17 protein-coding genes, 2 pseudogenes and 1 riboswitch are annotated in these 18287 nt (G+C 29.7%); of the genes and pseudogenes, 14 read left to right on the forward strand and 5 right to left on the reverse strand.

Annotated features, from left to right (window positions below; genetic code table 11):
- Positions 1-17 precede the first annotated feature (17 nt).
- From ilvB to INR60_RS11845, 3 genes are all read left to right on the forward strand, one after another.
- A complete protein-coding gene (gene ilvB / locus INR60_RS11835; protein WP_194191745.1) occupies positions 18-1676 on the forward strand; it encodes a biosynthetic-type acetolactate synthase large subunit in 1659 nt (552 codons plus the stop codon).
- Positions 1677-1699: 23 nt separating this feature from the next.
- The gene (gene ilvC / locus INR60_RS11840; protein WP_194191746.1) at positions 1700-2704 is read left to right on the forward strand and encodes a ketol-acid reductoisomerase; all 1005 of its coding nucleotides are present in this window, start codon (positions 1700-1702) and stop codon (positions 2702-2704) included.
- A 213-nt stretch (positions 2705-2917) separates the two neighbouring features.
- On the forward strand, positions 2918-3214 hold the full coding sequence (locus INR60_RS11845; RefSeq protein ID WP_194191747.1) for a hypothetical protein: 297 nt from the start codon (positions 2918-2920) through the stop codon (positions 3212-3214).
- 123 nt (positions 3215-3337) lie between these two features.
- Here INR60_RS11845 and thiT read toward each other — a convergent pair whose 3' ends face one another.
- A complete protein-coding gene (gene thiT, locus INR60_RS11850; RefSeq protein WP_194191748.1) occupies positions 3338-3985 on the reverse strand; it encodes an energy-coupled thiamine transporter ThiT in 648 nt (215 codons plus the stop codon).
- A gap of 45 nt (positions 3986-4030) precedes the next feature.
- A riboswitch (TPP riboswitch) is annotated at positions 4031-4133 on the reverse strand.
- A gap of 193 nt (positions 4134-4326) precedes the next feature.
- On the opposite strand from thiT, the gene INR60_RS11855 reads away from it, so the two are divergent.
- The 7 genes and pseudogenes from INR60_RS11855 to thiI all read left to right on the forward strand — a co-directional run bounded on the left by INR60_RS11855 (position 4327) and on the right by thiI (position 9691).
- Positions 4327-4881 carry a hypothetical protein gene (locus INR60_RS11855; RefSeq protein ID WP_194191749.1) on the forward strand — a complete coding sequence of 185 codons (555 nt, stop codon included), beginning with the start codon at positions 4327-4329 and terminating at the stop codon, positions 4879-4881.
- Positions 4871-5746 carry a hypothetical protein gene (locus INR60_RS11860; RefSeq protein ID WP_194191750.1) on the forward strand — a complete coding sequence of 292 codons (876 nt, stop codon included), beginning with the start codon at positions 4871-4873 and terminating at the stop codon, positions 5744-5746. The genes INR60_RS11855 and INR60_RS11860 overlap by 11 nt, the downstream gene beginning before the upstream one ends.
- Complete coding sequence (locus INR60_RS11865; RefSeq protein ID WP_194191751.1) at positions 5733-6347, forward strand: cyclase family protein; 615 nt, start codon at positions 5733-5735, stop codon at positions 6345-6347. Before INR60_RS11860 ends, INR60_RS11865 begins: the two co-directional genes overlap by 14 nt.
- A 384-nt stretch (positions 6348-6731) precedes the next feature.
- Positions 6732-7016 (forward strand): annotated as a pseudogene (locus INR60_RS17720) (M15 family metallopeptidase); the annotation flags it as partial.
- A pseudogene (locus INR60_RS17725) lies at positions 6990-7083 on the forward strand (D-alanyl-D-alanine carboxypeptidase family protein); the annotation flags it as partial. The pseudogenes INR60_RS17720 and INR60_RS17725, both read left to right, overlap by 27 nt.
- 308 nt (positions 7084-7391) lie before the next feature.
- Positions 7392-8537: a cysteine desulfurase family protein gene (locus INR60_RS11875; protein WP_194191753.1), complete on the forward strand. Its 1146-nt coding sequence runs from the start codon at positions 7392-7394 to the stop codon at positions 8535-8537.
- Complete coding sequence (gene thiI / locus INR60_RS11880) at positions 8534-9691, forward strand: tRNA uracil 4-sulfurtransferase ThiI (RefSeq protein ID WP_194191754.1); 1158 nt, start codon at positions 8534-8536, stop codon at positions 9689-9691. The genes INR60_RS11875 and thiI overlap by 4 nt, the downstream gene beginning before the upstream one ends.
- A 39-nt stretch (positions 9692-9730) precedes the next feature.
- Here thiI and INR60_RS11885 read toward each other — a convergent pair whose 3' ends face one another.
- The 4 genes from INR60_RS11885 to INR60_RS11900 form a co-directional block, all read right to left on the reverse strand.
- On the reverse strand, positions 9731-11608 hold the full coding sequence (locus tag INR60_RS11885) for an ABC transporter ATP-binding protein (RefSeq protein ID WP_194191755.1): 1878 nt from the start codon (positions 11606-11608) through the stop codon (positions 9731-9733).
- Positions 11595-13334, reverse strand: a complete 1740-nt coding sequence (locus INR60_RS11890) for an ABC transporter ATP-binding protein (RefSeq protein WP_194191756.1) — start codon at positions 13332-13334, stop codon at positions 11595-11597. Before INR60_RS11890 ends, INR60_RS11885 begins: the two co-directional genes overlap by 14 nt.
- A gap of 15 nt (positions 13335-13349) precedes the next feature.
- Positions 13350-13781: a MarR family winged helix-turn-helix transcriptional regulator gene (locus tag INR60_RS11895; protein WP_194191757.1), complete on the reverse strand. Its 432-nt coding sequence runs from the start codon at positions 13779-13781 to the stop codon at positions 13350-13352.
- A gap of 107 nt (positions 13782-13888) precedes the next feature.
- Positions 13889-14641, reverse strand: coding sequence for a ChbG/HpnK family deacetylase (locus INR60_RS11900; protein WP_194191758.1), 753 nt, complete (start codon positions 14639-14641; stop codon positions 13889-13891).
- Between the two features lie 78 nt (positions 14642-14719).
- On the opposite strand from INR60_RS11900, the gene INR60_RS11905 reads away from it, so the two are divergent.
- The 4 genes from INR60_RS11905 to INR60_RS11920 all read left to right on the forward strand — a co-directional run bounded on the left by INR60_RS11905 (position 14720) and on the right by INR60_RS11920 (position 18263).
- Positions 14720-14971 carry a GIY-YIG nuclease family protein gene (locus tag INR60_RS11905; RefSeq protein WP_194191759.1) on the forward strand — a complete coding sequence of 84 codons (252 nt, stop codon included), beginning with the start codon at positions 14720-14722 and terminating at the stop codon, positions 14969-14971.
- A gap of 712 nt (positions 14972-15683) precedes the next feature.
- Positions 15684-17510, forward strand: a complete 1827-nt coding sequence (glmS, locus tag INR60_RS11910) for a glutamine--fructose-6-phosphate transaminase (isomerizing) (protein WP_194191878.1) — start codon at positions 15684-15686, stop codon at positions 17508-17510.
- A gap of 61 nt (positions 17511-17571) precedes the next feature.
- Entirely contained in the window at positions 17572-17730 is a 159-nt protein-coding gene (locus INR60_RS11915; RefSeq protein ID WP_194191760.1) for a hypothetical protein, read from the forward strand.
- A 155-nt stretch (positions 17731-17885) separates the two neighbouring features.
- A complete protein-coding gene (locus INR60_RS11920) occupies positions 17886-18263 on the forward strand; it encodes a RidA family protein (protein WP_194191761.1) in 378 nt (125 codons plus the stop codon).
- Positions 18264-18287 lie beyond the last annotated feature (24 nt).

The following is an 18287-nucleotide window of genomic DNA, read 5'->3' on the forward strand; positions in this document are numbered from 1 at the left end:
TTAAGGAGGGGGAGAAATTGTTATTAACTGGGGCAGAAATATTAGTTAAAACTTTAATAGATGAAGGTGTAGATACTATCTTTGGGTATCCAGGTGGCGCTGTTTTAAATATTTATGATGAGCTTTATAAAAGTAAAGATAAAATAAATCACATACTTGCATGTCATGAACAAAATGCAGCACATGCAGCTGACGGATATTCAAGGGCAACTGGGAAAGTTGGAGTTTGCCTTGCAACTTCAGGGCCAGGTGCTACAAACTTAGTAACTGGAATAGCTACAGCTTATATGGATTCAATACCGCTTGTAGCTATAACAGGAAATGTAACTAAGCCACTACTTGGAAAAGACAGTTTTCAAGAGGTTGATATTTATGGAATTACAATGCCTATTACTAAGCATAACTATATAGTAAAAGATGTAAGAGATCTTCAAAGAGTAATAAGAGAAGCCTTTAAAATAGCAAAAGAAGGAAGACCAGGACCAGTCCTTATAGATATACCAAAAGATATAACAGCAAATAAAGCTATATATGAAGAAGAAATTGCCTGCACTATAAAAAAGGCTAAGAAAAACTATGATGATTTAGATGTTTTAATAGACCTTATAAATAAATCTAAAAAGCCTTTTATATATGCAGGTGGTGGAGTAATTGCATCAAATGCTTCAAAAGAACTTTTAGAGTTTAGTGAAAAGATAGATTCACCAATTTGTACATCTCTTATGGCGCAATCAGCTATAGATAATAATCATAGATTATATACAGGTATGATAGGAATGCATGGAACTAAAGCTTCTAATATAACAGCTACTAAATGTGACTTACTTATAACTTTAGGCGCTAGGTTTTCAGATAGAGTTGTATCAAACTCAGAACATCTAGGGAATGCAAAAATAATTCAAATAGATGTAGACCCAGCTGAAATAAATAAAAATATAAAAGTTGATGCGCATGTTATAGGAGATTTAAAAGAAGTATTAAAACTTATAACAGAAAATATAAATGAATCTAAAAAAATAGAATGGAATAAAGCTGTAAATAGTTTAAAAACAGAAAGTAATGATGATTCTTTAGAAAATCTAACTCCAGAGTTTTTATTTAAGACTTTAAATAGCTTAGATGATGGAAATATGCTTATAACAACAGAGGTTGGGCAGCATCAAATGTGGGCAGCACAGTATTTTGATTTTAAAACGCCTAGAAGTTTTATTTCATCAGGTGGACTTGGAACTATGGGATATGGGCTTGGTGCATCTATTGGGGCAAAGATAGGAAGACCAGAGTCTACTGTAATTAATATAGCTGGTGATGGAAGTTTTGGGATGAATTCTAACGAATTTGCAACAGCAGTAAAAAATAAATTACCTATCATAGTTATTATTATGAATAATAATGCTTTAGGTATGGTAAGGCAGTGGCAAACTTTCTTTTATGATGGAAGATATTCCGAGACAACTTTAGATAGACAAACAGACTTTGTAAAGCTTGCAGAAGCTTATGGAGGCGTAGGTTATAGAGTAACAAAGAGAAGTGAACTTAAAGAGGTTTTAGAGGAAGCTTTAAAATCAAAAGTTCCTGTAGTTATAGATTATTTAATAAATAATGATAAAAAAGTTTTTCCAATGGTTGCACCTGGTGCGCCAATAAATCAAATAATAAGTGAAGAAGATGTTTAAGATATAAAAAGGGGGAAGAAAAAATGGCAAAAATGTTTTATGAAAAAGATACTAATTTAGAATTATTAAAAGGAAAGAAAGTAGCAGTTATAGGGTATGGAAGTCAAGGACATGCACATGCATTAAATTTACAAGAAAGCGGAGTAGATGTAGTAGTTGGTTTATACGATGGAAGTAAATCAAAAGATAGAGCAAAAGAAGCTGGTCTTGATGTAAGAGAAGTTAGCGAAGCGAGTAGAATCGCTGATATCATAATGGTGTTAGTTCCAGATGAAAAACAAGCAGAACTTTATAAAAATGAAATAGAAGGAAATCTAGAAAAAGGTAATGCATTAGTTTTTGCACATGGATTTAACATTCACTATTCACAGATAGTACCACCTTCAGATGTTGATGTATTTATGGTAGCACCGAAGGGACCAGGGCATATGGTAAGAAGAACATACACAGAAGGTTCTGGAGTTCCGTGTCTTATAGCTGTTTATCAAAATCCAACAGGAAATGCTAGAGACTTAGCTTTAGCTTATGCTAATGGAATCGGTGGGGCAAGAGCTGGAATTTTAGAAACAACTTTTAAAGATGAAACAGAAACAGATCTTTTTGGAGAACAAGCTGTGTTATGTGGAGGGTGTACAGCTCTTATAAAAGCAGGGTTTGAAACTCTAGTAGAAGCTGGATATGCACCTGAAAATGCATATTTTGAATGCTTACACGAAATGAAATTAATAGTTGACTTATTATATCAAGGCGGAATGAGTATGATGAGATATTCTATTTCTGATACAGCAGAGTATGGTGATTATGTTGTTGGAAATAGAATTGTTACAGAAGATACTAAAAAAGAAATGAAAAAAGTTCTAAGCGAAATTCAAGATGGAACTTTTGCAAGAAATTGGCTTGTTGAAAATAAAGTTGGAAGACCTTACTTTAATTCAAAAAGAAGACTTGAAAGTGAGCACCAAATCGAAAAGGTTGGTAGTGAACTTAGAGAGATGATGAGCTGGATTGATACTAAAAACTTAGATTAATAAAAGCCACCTAAAGTGGATAGTCTATTAATAGACATTCCCTATAATATATATACAAACTTAAAAGAAGACTATGCTTTAAGAATTTATTGTATAGTCTTTTTCTATGCTTAAAGTATAAAATTAACATATTATAAATACTCTGTTAAAAGGTATATGAAATAATAAAGGTGAGAAACTATATTATATATAATGAAAGAGAGGGTAAACATTATGAAAGATTTAAAAGATAACGATATGAAAGACATAAAAGATTACATAGAGATAGAAGATTACAAAATGAACTGTGGGGACAAAGATAAGGATTGCCACCATATAAAAATAAAAAATGACAGAGATTTAGATGGAAAAGAAGACGCTATAAAAAATTATTTCAAAGATATAGACAAAAAAGATGAAAAAGGAAGCAAATTAGTAGAAGAAAAAGGTGACTTTTCAATATTTTTAGATAAGGTAAAATATAATTTAGGGACAGTAATAGAAGACTTAAATGTACTTTTAAATAGCTAGAGGGTATAAAAAACTATTATATGTTAATAATCTAAATATGAACTATATAATGAATGAAAAAGGATACTTTAAAGTTTTTAAAGTATCCTTTTTTTATAGGGTGGCTAAAGCCACTTTTTTTATTTAATTTAAAGCATATCTAGGGTTTACTGATTTAATAAGTCTTTCAATAGGTAAAAGTTTAAATATAACCATAGTTATTAGACACTCTGCTAAAAGAAGAGGGAAGTTTACTGATAGTGAATAAACTATAGCACTCATTCCAGCTGGTGCGTAAGAACCAAAGAATACTGCACCTGATATAAAGTGACATAAAAACTTAAAGAAAAAAGCTATCCCTATTCCAAGATAAGGTTTGTTTTTAAAATAACCAGCTAGTCCAATACAAATAGTTGGAAGTGGATAATCAAAAAGCACTTGTATAGGATTTATTATATAAGGATCAGTTAAAAGAGAAATTATTCCATATAAAAATCCAGTTAAAAATCCTACATAAGGTCCGTATGCAAATGTAATTATAAGGATAGGTATCATACAACCTAAAGTTACTCCACCTCCTTGAGGGAAGTGATATATTTTAAAAGTGTTAAGTATTGTAGATAAAGCTAAGGCAATACCTACATTAGTCATAAGTCTAGCATCTAGCTTTACTTTTCTTATCTTAAATAAAGCTATTAATATTAGTACACATCCTAAAACAGCTAAAATAGCAAAAGGATGCTTTCCTATCTCAATAAAATTATTAGATAGGGAGTTTATAAAATTTTCCATAAAAAAAACCTCCTATAGTGCTAGAAGGAAACATAGTTAATTTAAATATTAAAACTATTGCTTCCCTACGCTGGTGTTACCCAGATCAGGTTAAAAGGGTTAATGAATAAATCATCTCTCAGCCAAAAAGGCACCCCTAGCACAAAATTTATTACTATTTAATTTTAATTCTAATAAAAGGAAGTGTCAAATCATAAAATAATTAAAATTTTATTTTTATTTTTTACTTTTTAGGATAGGTTGGGGTTTTTGGGTTTTATATAGTAAAAATAAAAAAAAAATAAAACAAAATATTTAAAAATATGATAATAATGGTAAAATAGAATAAGGGGGGGATTCTATTGCAGAAAGGGTTAAAAAATATTTTTTATGGGTATATAATACTTATTTTAAACATTAATTTTTTCTTTGTAGATCTTACGGCAAATTTTCTAGGATATATTCTAATTGCAAACGGACTTAAAGAATTATCATTTAAAAATGAGAAATTTAAGGATGGAATAATTATAGCTAAATTTTTAGCTGTATATGAATTTTATACTTTGTCTTTAAAATTTATAGGGTTATTAAAGGTAGAAAATATATACTTAAATAGTCTTTTAAATATAGCATTAAGCATATTAGGACTACTTTTACTAGATTCTATATTAGGTGGGATTTTTTTAGAGGCTAAATATAATAAGAACGTGAAAATAGAAAATGAGTCTAATAATTTATGGAAATGCAATATAATATATACTTCTATATTTTTGATATATAGTGCATTTTATTTAAATTATAATCACGTAGATTTTATGAAGATAATTAGTTTACTATTAATTTTATTTTCTTTTATACTTTACATTTATATGATTTTGTTTTTAAGAAAGGCAGGTAAAAAATTAGATGTGGCGTAATAAAAAAATATTAATAATTTTAACTGCGTCAGTGATAACATCTTATGCATTTAACTTTTTAGTATTTGGAAAAACACACTTAGATAAAACTGTATACAGAAAAGTTAAAGGAGAAATTTATAGCGTAAGAGAAGATATACCGAAGATGAAATTTATAGAAGAGTCAAAAGAAGAATTCAACGAAAAGAGTTTAGACTATTTCCATTCAAGTGATAGTAAGATTGAAAATATAATATTTCCGGAACTAGGGGTTAGATTAAATCATTTCAAATATATAGATGATTACTATAATGGTAAATATTCAATAAAAGAAATTGATTGCCTAGGTGATAATGATTTGATTAATAATAAAGATAACTTAGTAAAAGAAGAAAAAGTCGTAACTAAAGCTATTTTAAATGGAGGAAGCGATGAAGAAGAATCTATTAACCTTGGAGAACTTCATCTAAAATTAAATGAAGAGAAGTTTAATCAAGGAAATTTATTAAAAAAGATAGGTATGCATTCTGATGATTTTGGATCTTATAAAAATTATACTGTAAAAGAAGATTGTTATATAAGTAATATTCAAAGTAATTATATGGAAGAACTTCTTGAAAAAGGAGATTTGTATATAAATCAACAGGAAATAAGAGATGTTAAGTTCCCTATGTACTTTAGTAAAGATGACATAATAAATATTGAGTATATTTTTAATGATACTAGTAAGGATTTTGTTAATTCTATAGTAACAGATATAGTTTTTGAAGTTTTAAATAAAGATTTGCATAATGAAACTATATATTTTAGGGTGGATACTACGAGAAATGATCTATCCTTTGAAAATTTAAAGAAAATAAAAGAGGAAGCAAATGAAAAAATATGATTTAACACATTTTATTAAAGAAGATATGTGTGTTTACTCAAAAGAAGAGAAAGTAGAGATTAAAAAAATAGCAGATTACGAAGAAGGCTATAGTGTGACTAAAGTAACATTTGGAACTCACACAGGAACTCATATTGACGTTCAGAAACATATCTTTAAAGACGGTAAATCTTTAGATGATTATGGTATAGATAACTTTTTTGGAAAAGTTTTAATTATAGATTGCAAGGAAAAAGAAAAAATAACTTTAAATTTTATAAAAGGTGAGATTAGACCTAATTTTGATTATATAATTTTTTACACGGGATACGAAAAATTATGGGGAAAAGATAGTTATTTTAATGGATATCCTATATTAGATAGAGATGCTGTAAATTTCCTAGGAAATTTGAAGGGTTTAAAAGGTATAGGAGTAGACTGTATATCTGTAGATTCTAGTGAAAACTTATATAATCACGAAATCTTACTAAAAAATGATAAGTTAATAATAGAAAATCTATGCAATTTAGATGGGAAATTAGGGGAATATGATATAATTGTAGCACCTATGAAAATAAAAAATGGAGATGGTGCTCCAGTTAGAGTGTTTATTTATAGGTAATAAAATAAATTGGGGGAAATAATGAATAAGAAAAAAAAGATAATAGTTTCTATAGTAAGTTTAGCTGTAGTAATTATTTTAATAGGCGTTTTTTATGGAATAAAAGAAGATAAAAATATAGACAAAGTAGAAGCACAAAAACCAAATGAAGAAATAGTAGAAGACATTAAACCTAAAAATGATAAAGAGGTTCTAGAACTTAAAAATAAAGAACTTAAAAAATACGAAAGCATAGAAAATGATTATTATATGATGCTTGTAAATAAGTTTAATCCATTAAAAGACGATTTTATTGCAAAAGATATCGTGCCTTCAGGATTACCTTTTATAGGGGGAAGTTCTAATACATATATCAATAAAGAGGCAAAAGTAGAAGCAATAAAGATGTTTAATGACGCAAAAAAAGATGGGTTAACTCTTTTAGGAGTTTCAGCATATAGAAGTAATGCCGTTCAGACTCAAATTTACAATAATAACATCAAGACAAAAGGGGCTGAACACACTAAAAAATATTCAGCAGCACCTGGAACTAGCGAGCATGAAACTGGACTTGCTATAGATGTTGTAAGTTCGGAACATATAGGATTGACTTGGGATTTTGATAAAACTAAAGCTTTTGAATGGTTAAGTGAAAATGCATATAAGTATGGATTTGTTTTAAGGTATCCAAAAGATAAGACAGAAGTTACTAAGTATGAGTATGAGCCGTGGCACTATAGATTTGTAGGATTAAATAATGCAAAAAAAATGCACGAAGGAAACCTGTGCTTTGATGAATATATAAACTGGGCTAGACAAAATGCTGATAGGTTAAGATTTGAAATAGAAGAATTAAAACAAAAGAAATAAAAAAGATTGATATATAAGATAAGCATCTTATATATCAATCTTTTTTTATAGATAAGAATCTAAATATTCCTTTTAAAAAAAATATATTATGTTATTATAATAATATAATTAAGAGTATTCCTATAGATATACTAGGAATTAAAATTAAGAATAAGAGATTAAGCTAAGTAAATACTAATTAAGAGGAGGGATTAGATGGATATATATTTAGATAATGCAGCAACAACTAAACCTTATAATGAAGTTATAGAAGTAATGGCAGACTATATGAAAAATTGTTATGGAAATCCGTCATCTTTGCATAGACTAGGGCTTGAAGCTGAAAAAAACTTAAATGAAGCAAGAAGCGGGATAAGTAAAATTATTAATGCATCAAAAGAAGAGATTTACTTTACTTCGGGTGCAAGTGAAGGGAATAACTTAATTATAAAAGGTCTTTCTAAGGAAAATTCACATATAATAACCACAAAATTTGAGCACCACTCAGTTTTAAAGACTTACGAGGAACTAGAAAAGTGCGGAGTTAAAGTTACATATTTAAAAGTAGATTCAAATGGAATGATATCTTTAGAAGAATTAAAAAATTCTATAACTAAAAATACAGTTTTAGTTTCAATAATGTTTGTAAATAATGAATTAGGTTCAATTCAAAAAATAGAAAAGATAGGTAAATTAATAAAAGAAGAAAGTAGCCGTGCTAAATTTCATGTAGATGCAGTTCAAGGCTTTGGGAAATTTAAAATAGACGTAAAGAAAATGCATATAGATGCATTAACTATTACAGGGCATAAGATACACGGACCTAAAGGCGTTGGATTTTTATATTTGAAAAAGGGAATAGTATTAAATTCACTTATTCATGGAGGAAGTCAAGAGGGAGGACTTCGTGCTGGAACTCAAAACGTACCAGGGATTATGGCTCTATTAAAAGCTTCTGAAATATCTTATGAAAACAAAAATGAAAACTATATTAAAGTTACTAAGCTTTCAGAATATATGGTAGAGAGGTTAAAAGAATTAGATGATATAAGCATAAATAGCTCGATAGATGAAAATCAATCACCATATATATTAAATGTATCTTTTAGAGGAGTTAGAGGTGAAGTACTACTTCATCTTTTAGAAGAAAATAATATTTTTGTATCTACTGGTTCTGCATGCACTTCTAAAAAAAGTATAGCTAGCGGAAGCTATGTAGTAAAAGCTATAGGAAAGTGTGATAAAGATGCAGAAAGTGCCATAAGATTTTCTTTTGATGAAAATAATACAAAAGAAGAAATAGATAAAGTTATCAGTATATTAAAAGATTCACTAAAATTTTTAAGGAGGATGAAAAGATGAGAAGATTAATATTAGTTAAATATGCATCAGAGATATTTTTAAAAGGATTAAATAGAAATAAATTTGAAAAAAAGCTTAGAGATAATATAAAAAAGAAACTTAAGGGATTAGAATATGAAATTATAAGTGACCAAGGAAGATATTTCATAAAGGTAGATGATTTAGAAGAAGGAATAGATAGAGTAAGAAAGGTATTTGGAGTATCAGAAGTATGTATAGTTACTGAAGTACTACCTGAATTAGATGTAATTAAAAAAGAAGCTCTAGAAAAAATACAGCTTTATAAACCTAAGGACTTTAAAGTTATAACTAACAGAGCAAACAAAAGATTTGAAGGAAAATCTATGGATATCTCAAGAGATATCGGAAGCTTTATTTTAGAAAATTATAAAGACGAATTAAGCGTAAAGGTTAAAGATCCTGAGTGTCAAGTATTCGTTGAAATTAGAGAAAGAGCATACGTCTACACAAACAAGGATAAAGTTAAGGGAGTAGGCGGACTACCTTATGGAATAAACGGAAGCACTATGCTTATGTTATCTGGAGGAATAGATTCTCCAGTTGCAGGATACTTAATGGCAAAAAGGGGAGTTGAACTTAATTGCGTATACTATCACAGTCACCCTTATACGTCAGAAAGAGCTAAAGATAAAGTTAAAGAACTTGCAAAAATATTAGGAGAATACACTGAAAAGGTAAGGTTATTTATAGTTCCTTTTACAGAAATTCAAATGGAAATAATGAAACACTGCCCTGAAGATGAATTAACTATAATAATGAGAAGATTTATGATGGGTGTAGCTTGTTCTTTAGCAGATAGAGAAGGGATACAATCAGTAGCAACAGGAGAGAGTATAGGGCAAGTTGCAAGTCAAACTATGGAAGGCCTAGTAGTAAGTTCAGATAAAGCAGACAGACCTGTGTTTAGACCTCTTATAACTATGGATAAAGAAGAGATAATGAAAATAGCAAGATATATAGGAACTTATGAAACTTCAATTTTACCGTATGAGGATTGCTGCACTATATTTGTTCCAAAGCACCCTAAAACTAAACCAGTTTTAGAAAAGATAATTAAATCAGAAAATGCATTAGACTTTGATGAGTTAGTAGAAAAAGCTATAAGCGAAACGGAAGTTGTAGTTTTTAAATAAAAAAAGGATAATCACTTAATTGTGATTATCCTTTTTGATTTAAGCTAATTCTTCTTCAGCATCTTTAAATTGACTGTTATAAAGATCTGCGTAGAATCCGTTTTGACTCATAAGTTCTTTATGAGAACCTTGTTCTATAACGTCACCGTGATTCATAACTAAGATTAAATCAGCATCTTTTATAGTTGAAAGTCTGTGTGCTATAACGAAGTTTGTTCTACCTTCCATAAGTCTTGTCATAGCGTTTTGGATGTAAGTTTCAGTTCTTGTATCAACTGAACTTGTAGCCTCATCTAAGATAAGAACTCTAGGGTTTGCAAGGATTGCACGTGCAATAGTTAATAATTGCTTTTGTCCTTGTGAGATATTTGAAGCTTCTTCGTTTAATACAGTGTCATAACCTTGAGGAAGAGTTCTTATAAAGTGGTCAGCGTGAGCTGCTTTACAAGCTTCAACTACTTCTTCAAAAGTAGCACCTTCTTTACCGTAAGCTATATTATCTTTTATGCTTCCGTTAAATAGCCAAGTATCTTGAAGAACCATACCGAACATACTTCTTAAATATCCTCTAGTAAATTCAGTTATATTAACTCCATCAAATTGAATTTCTCCACCGTTTAATTCGTAGAATCTCATTAATAAATTAATAAGAGTAGTTTTACCTGCACCAGTTGGACCTACTATAGCAATAGTTTGACCTTGCTTTGCAGTAACGTTCATGTCATTCATTAATAATTTTTCAGGAGAGTATCCAAATTTAACATTTTTAAAATCAACGTTTCCTTTAGGGTCTACTAAAGTCTTAGGATTTTCAGGGTCTTTAATTTCTTCTTTTTCATCTAAGATTTCAAAAACTCTTTCAGCTGAAGCCATAGTTGATTGAAGGATATTTGCAATGTTTGCAGTTTGGTTAATCATTTGAGTAAACTGTCTTGAATATTGGATAAATGATTGAATGTAACCTACGCTTAATTTGTTTTTAGTAACTAATATACCACCTACAACTGCAATAATTACGTAACCGATATTATTAACTAATTGCATTAAAGGCATTATTAAACCTGACATAAATTGAGCTTTCCACCCTGATTCATAAAGATTATCATTTATTTCATCAAATTCAGAGATAGCTTTTTTCTCGTGACCAAAAGCACGAACTACAGTGTGACCTGTATAAACCTCTTCTACGTGTCCATTAAGTTTACCAAGTTCTTTTTGTTGTGAAGAGAAGAACTTTTGTGAGCGTCCTATAATAGGTCTAGTTGCTATTATACAAACAGGTAAAGTTAATACGCAAATTAAAGTTAATAATGGGCTAAGACTTAGCATCATTATAGTAATACCTATAATTGAAACAACTGATGATATAAGCTGAGTTAAACTTTGTTGAAGAGTACTTGCTATATTATCTACGTCGTTTGTAACTCTACTTAAGATATCACCTTTTGAGTTTGCATCAAAGTAGCTAATAGGTAATCTATTAAGTTTATTTTCAACAGCAGATCTTAAATCTTTAACAGTGTATTGAGCAACACCTGCCATTAGGTATTGTTGAGCGTACATAAATATTGCACTTAAAATATAAAAACCAAGTAATAGTGAAATATAATAACCTAATTTACCAAAGTCAACTCCAGCGTTTGGAACTCCTTTAAACTTAGCTATCATTCCTTCAAGTATAACGTTAATAGTATCTCCTAGTAATCTAGGGCTAAATACTGTAAAAGCAGTACTTAGAATTGCCATAATTAATACAATGATTAATTTAGTTCTATGAGGTCTAAGGTATGATAATAATCTTTTACCAGTACCTTTGAAATTTTTTGCTTTTTCTCCGCCCATAACGACACCGTGGTTTCCGCCACCACCCATACCGCCTTTAGGAGCAGATTTTTGTTTATTCTTATCTATGCTCATTTGAAAGTTCCTCCTCTGATAATTGTGATGAGGCAATTTCTTTATAAATTGCACAGTTATTTAATAATTCTCTGTGAGTTCCCATTCCAACGACATTTCCGTCATCTAAAACTATGATTCTGTCTGCATCCATAATAGTACTTACTCTTTGTGCAACTATTATAACAGCTGATTTTGTAGTTTCACTTTTAAGTGCAGCTCTAAGTTTTGAGTCTGTCTTAAAGTCTAAAGCTGAGAAGCTATCATCGAAAAGATAAACTTCAGGTTTTCTAATTAAAGCACGAGCGATTGCTAAACGTTGTTTTTGTCCACCTGAGAAGTTTTTACCACCTTGCTCAACATTAGAATTAAAACCATCTTCTTTTTCTTCTATAAAATCATAAGATTGAGCTATTTTAGCTGCGTGAATTAATTCTTCTTTAGTTGCATCTTCTTTACCATACTTTAAGTTTTCTTCTATAGTACCAGAGAATAAGACAGCTTTTTGAGGAACAAATCCTATCTTGCTTCTTAAAGTTTCTTGAGTCATATCTTTTACGTTAACTCCATCAACTAAAATTTCTCCTTTTGATACGTCGTAGAATCTTGTTAATAGGTTAAGTATAGTTGATTTACCAGAACCAGTACCACCTATTATGGCTGTTGTCTCTCCAGGGTTTGTAACGAAGCTTAAATTATTGATAGCACCGTGTTCAGCACCAGGATAGAAGAATGAAACATCTTTAAATTCTACATGACCACTTTCTTTAAAAGTAGTTGTAGGATTTTTAGTATTTACTATAGTAGGGTCTATATCTAATACTTCGTTTATTCTTTCAGCAGAAGCAGAAGCTCTTGGAATCATTATAAATAACATACTTACCATTATTAATGAGAACATTATTTGCATAACGTATTGTAAGAATGCCATTAAGTTACCAACTTCCATAACTCCAGTATCAACTCTCTTTGAACCAAACCAAAGTATAGCAACAGAAGTTAAATTTAAGATTAACATTAATAAAGGCATTAGTGTTGCGATTATTTTATTAACTTTAATTGCATTTTGAGTAAAGTCATCATTAACTTTTTCAAATCTTTTAACTTCGTAATCTTGACGATTAAAAGCTCTTATAACTCTTATACCAGTTAAGTTTTCACGAAGAACTTTGTTTATGTTATCAAGTTTACTTTGCATTGCCTTAAATAGTGGCATACCAAGTTTACCTATAACAAGAATAGCTATAACAACTATTGGCATTGAGATTAAAAGTATTAGAGATAATTCCTTATTAACAGAAACAGCCATAATAATACCACCGATACACATAAGTGGTGCTGTAACCATCATTCTTAGTATCATAAGTACAACTTGCTGTACTTGGTTAACGTCGTTTGTAGTTCTAGTAACTAGTGAAGCAGTTCCAACTTGGTCTATTTCACCTAAAGAGAAAGTTTCAGCTTTTGTGAAAATTTTTCTTCTTAAATCTCTACCATATCCCATAGATATTTTTGAAGAGATGTAACTTGCAAATATTGTACTAGCACTACCAACGAATGCTATTAGTATCATTATTCCACCGATTTTAAGAATATAGTTTATATCACCGGTCATTATTCCAGTGTTAACTATATCTGAAAGAAGGGTAGGAAGATATAATTGAGCCATAGTTTGAATAAATAAAAGAACTAATACGAAAAATAATTCCTTTTTATATGGCTTAAGATGCTTAAAAATCTTTAACATCAAATTCACTCCTTATTATAAATTTTTATGAGTCTCTAAATTAGTTTTCATCTTATTTAATAAAATATTTAATTCTTCAGAATCTTTTTTTGAAAAATCCTTTAAACAGACTTCATCGATATTATCAGAAACTTCTTTAAGTCTAGTGCAGGCATCTCTACCTTTATCAGTTAAGAAGATCCTTGAAATCCTTCCATCTAGTTTGTCAGGTTTCTTATATATGAAACCATTTTTCTCTAAACGCTTAATCATAACTGTCATTGTTGCTGGTTTAATTAAAAGACAAGTAGAAATTTCCTTTTGGCTTTGACCGTCATTTTTCATAAGAGACGTTAAAAGATGAGGCTGCCCAGGGTATAAACCAAGCTTATCAAGTTCTGCATGAATTAAAGAAAAATGTAATCTCATTACTTTTCTGAAGATAGATGAAAAATTTGAATCATCCATTATAGATAAAACCTCCTAAATTAGTTAGTCGACTAACTTTATTTTGTTATTCTATTATATTAATGTGTCAATTTCAAGTCAATTTTATAAAAAAAATCGCGAATTTATTAATATTCGCGATAATTTAATAATTTATAACCGTTTATGGATATTAGCTCTTTTATTTCATTTGAACAGAGGATATCTAGTTCATTTAAGCGTCCAAATGTGTAGCAACTAGACTTAAGTAAAAAGCTATCAATATATCCAGGCTGACAGTTTATTTCTATGTTATTTTTATGAATATGTTCCTTAAAAACTCTTTTAAAGTCATCAAAGGTTTCTATCTTATCACTAAAAAAATCAATGTCAAATGAGTTTTTATATATGTATTTTTTTAAAAACTTTGATTTTAATTCTCTCTCTGCATAAGCTCTTAATACCATACCCGTTTTAAGTGAAATCTGAGAGGCTAAATTAAGTATTTCTGGTATAATACAAGGAGTATGATGAAAAGTTATATGAGTTGGTTTTATTCCAGATTCTAATATTTTTTTTAATTGAGCTTCTAATTCGGCTTTGATAATCTTTACTGGAATAGTAGCAAGGTATTCGTAATCTTGTTTCATGGTTCCAGTTGGAGCTAATATGTGTTTATAATCTTTACAAATAGGTTCACCAAGAGTAAGTGAGAAATGAACACCAATATCTAAATCAGGATTTTCTAAAGCTAAATTAACAGCGTGCTCAAAACCTGGAGTTGTACATATTATTTCTGTTGATGTTACTACGCCGTTTTTAAATGAATCTATTATTCCGTAATTAACAGCGTTAGAAAGCCCAAAATCACTAGCGTTTATTATAATATTTTTGTTTAACAAGCAAGGTCCCTCCCTAATATGTTTATAGGGAGATTATAACATAAAATGTAAAAAAATCAATATAAAGGAGGAGAAGTGATGAACTATGTATACATATTAAAGTGTAATGATGGCAGCCTTTATACAGGGTGGACAAACAATCTAGAAAAAAGGTTTAAGGCTCACTCAGAAGGAAGGGGAGCAAAGTATACAAAAGGCAGAGGACCTTTAGAATTAGTTTATTATGAAGAGTTTGAAGAAAAAAACGATGCAATGAAAAGGGAATATGCTATAAAGAAAATGACTAAAGCTCAAAAAAACAATATAATTTTAGATAAAATTAGTAAATAATATTAAAAAATATTAGCAAAAATTAAGAAATGAAAATATTATAATATATAGACAAATGAAAAAAATGTGATATTATGGGAGAGAGGCATAAAGTATATAAAAGGAGAGGATAGGATTAATTATATTTAAAAAATTAATAAAGAAATTTTAAAGCGCCAGAACTTAAGTAAATAGATAAAAGCTTAAATTAGGGGTCAGAGATAAATAAAATATTTCGCCTAACTAATAAGCTAAAAGTAGTTGGACTTTTAAAGCTAAGAGTAAATTATATTTAAAAATAGATTTTAAGATAGCGGAATTTAATCTTAATCTTTTTTAGAAAGATATATTTTAAATTAGTGTGTGGATAAGTTCAATTAACCAAATGGAAGATTTAATAGGTTAGAGGAAATCCAAATCACGTACGTTCTTTGGATAAGTTCACTCTACAAAATCGAAGATTTTGGAGTTCACTTAAGTTGACGAGGATGAAGTTTATCGAATTTTTCGGCGGATACTTCACGGTATAGCACTACCGTTAACGGCTAGCAAAACTAATTGAGCAATCATTAGCACAAATTTAGCCCGGTGCATTTTAACTTTGTTTTAAAAAGACAAGTTTCTCTAGGATAATTATGCCTGTTAATATCTGCTAGAGAGTTTTTTAGAAAATAGAGTTCTTTGAAAATTGAATAAAAAAATAGATTTTATCGCAAAAGGAAGGTTTTTAATTATGTGCGGAATAGTAGGATATTTAGGAAAAGGACAGGCAACAAACTTTTTAGTGGAGGGATTATCTAAGTTAGAGTATAGAGGCTATGATTCAGCTGGTGTAGCTGTATTAGAAAATAACTCTATAGAAATTAAAAAGCATAAAGGCAGATTAGCTAACTTAGAAAAAGATTTAGAGGAAAATAACCTAAATGGTAAAATCGGGATTGGTCATACAAGATGGGCAACTCACGGGGAGCCATCAGATGTAAACTCTCATCCACACCGTAGTTTTAAAGGAGAAATAGCTGTTGTTCATAACGGTATTATAGAAAACTACCTAGAGCTTAGAGAAAAGCTTAAGGGAGAAGGTGTAGAATTTAAATCAGAAACTGACACTGAAGTTATACCAAACCTTATACAGCATTATTATGAGGGAGATCTATTTAAAGCAGTAGTTAAAGCTACTAAAGAGCTTCAAGGAAGTTATGCTATAGGTGTAATCTCTGAGAGAGAACCAAACAAGCTTATAGCAGTAAGAAAAGATAGTCCTCTTATAGTAGGTTTAGGAGAAGATGAAAACTTTATTGCATCAGATATACCAGCAGTATTAAACAGAACTAGAAATGTATATCTTTTAGATGACAATGAGTTTGTTTTAATAGATGAAAACGGAGTAAAACTATTTAATGATAAAGGAGAGTCTTTATCTAAAGAAATATACCACGTAACTTGGAATGCAGATTCTGCAGAAAAAGGTGGGTATGATTCATTTATGCTTAAAGAAATTCACGAACAACCAAAAGCTTTAAAAGACACTATGAGTGGTAGAGTTACAGAAGGTGAGCCTATAACTTTTGAAGATTTTAAATTAACAAAAGAGGAATTAGAAGGTATAGATAGAATTTATATAGTTGCATGCGGTACAGCGTATCATGCTGGTTTAATGGGAAAAGAAGCTATAGAAAGATTAGCTAGAATACCAGTTGAAGTTGATATAGCATCAGAATTTAGATATAGAAACCCAATAGTTACAGAAAAATCTATGTTAATAGTTTTAAGTCAATCAGGTGAAACTGCGGATACTTTAGCAGCACTTAGAGATTGCAAAAGGTTAGGTGCAAAAACATTAGCTATAACTAATGTTGTAGGAAGTACTATTTCAAGAGAAGCAGATAGTGTTATTTATACTATGGCAGGTCCTGAAATTGCTGTAGCATCAACAAAAGCATACACAACACAAGTTGCAGTTATGCATATGATAGCAATATATTTTGCAGAACTAATGGAAAAAGTAAATATTGAAAGATTAAATGAATTAAAAAGCGGACTACTAAGTATTCCTGAGAAAGTATTAGGAGTATTAGAAGATAAAGAGAAGGTTTTAGATATCGCAAAAGAATTAAAAGATGAAAGAGATATATTCTTCTTAGGAAGAGGTGCAGATTTTGCTTTATCACTTGAAGCATCACTTAAATTAAAAGAAATATCTTATATTCATTCAGAAGCTTATGCAGGTGGAGAACTAAAACATGGAACTATAGCTTTAATAGAAGATGGAACAAAAGTCGTATCAACTCTATTACAGAGAGATTTAATAGATAAAATGGTAAGTAATATAGTAGAAATCAAATCAAGAGGAGCTAAGATATATGGAGTATCTTTTGATGATGTAAAGAAAGTAAATGAAATATCAGACAAGGTATTAACTGTACCTGAAGTAGATGATTCATTTGCACCAATTCTTGCAGCAATCCATATGCAATTATTAGCTTACTATGTTGCAAGTGAAAAAGGATGCGATATTGATAAACCTAGAAATTTAGCAAAATCAGTTACTGTTGAATAAAATTAGTAAATTTATGAAATAGTAATAAAGTAGAATTTTTAGGGAAAGAGGTAGAGAAGAGATGGAAGAAAAAATCTTAGAGCTTATTGAAGAGTACAAAGGAGCAGGAGAATCATTAGAACATGGTTTAGAATGGTTACCTACTAATGATTCAGCACGTGCTAAGATTGATGTCTTAAATATGGTCATTGAAGATTTACAAAATTTAAGCAAAGAATAAAAATAAATGCTAAGAGTAGTGTTAACTCTTAGCATTTTTATTTTTTATTATATTTTATAAGCTATTTTTATGATTATAGTTATATAGATTTGTTGACTGAATTTTACTGTAATAATATAATCAAGTAAAGAGATATATGAGAGGAGTTGAAGGGTATGTTAAATAAAGTACATACTGATAAGGCACCTAAGGCTTTAGGTCCTTATTCGCAAGCAATAAAATTTAAAGATATGGTATTTACATCAGGGCAAATAGCAATAGATCCAGCTACTTCTGAAATTGTTGGAACTGATATAAAAACTCAAACTAAGAAGGTTATGGAAAATTTAGAGGCTGTATTAAAAGAAGCTGGAACTTCTTTTGATAAAGTTATAAAAACAACTTGTTTCTTAGATGATATGGCGGATTTTGGAGAATTTAATCAAGTATATTCAGAGTATATAAAAAATGCTCCAGCAAGATCTTGCGTTGCAGTTAAAGAACTTCCTAAAAAGGTTCTTTGTGAAGTAGAAGTAATAGCATATGTAGAATAGTAAGGGGTCGGTTTTCCGACCTTT

Source organism: Clostridium chrysemydis (genome assembly GCF_015234215.1).
GTDB lineage: Bacteria > Bacillota > Clostridia > Clostridiales > Clostridiaceae > Clostridium > Clostridium chrysemydis.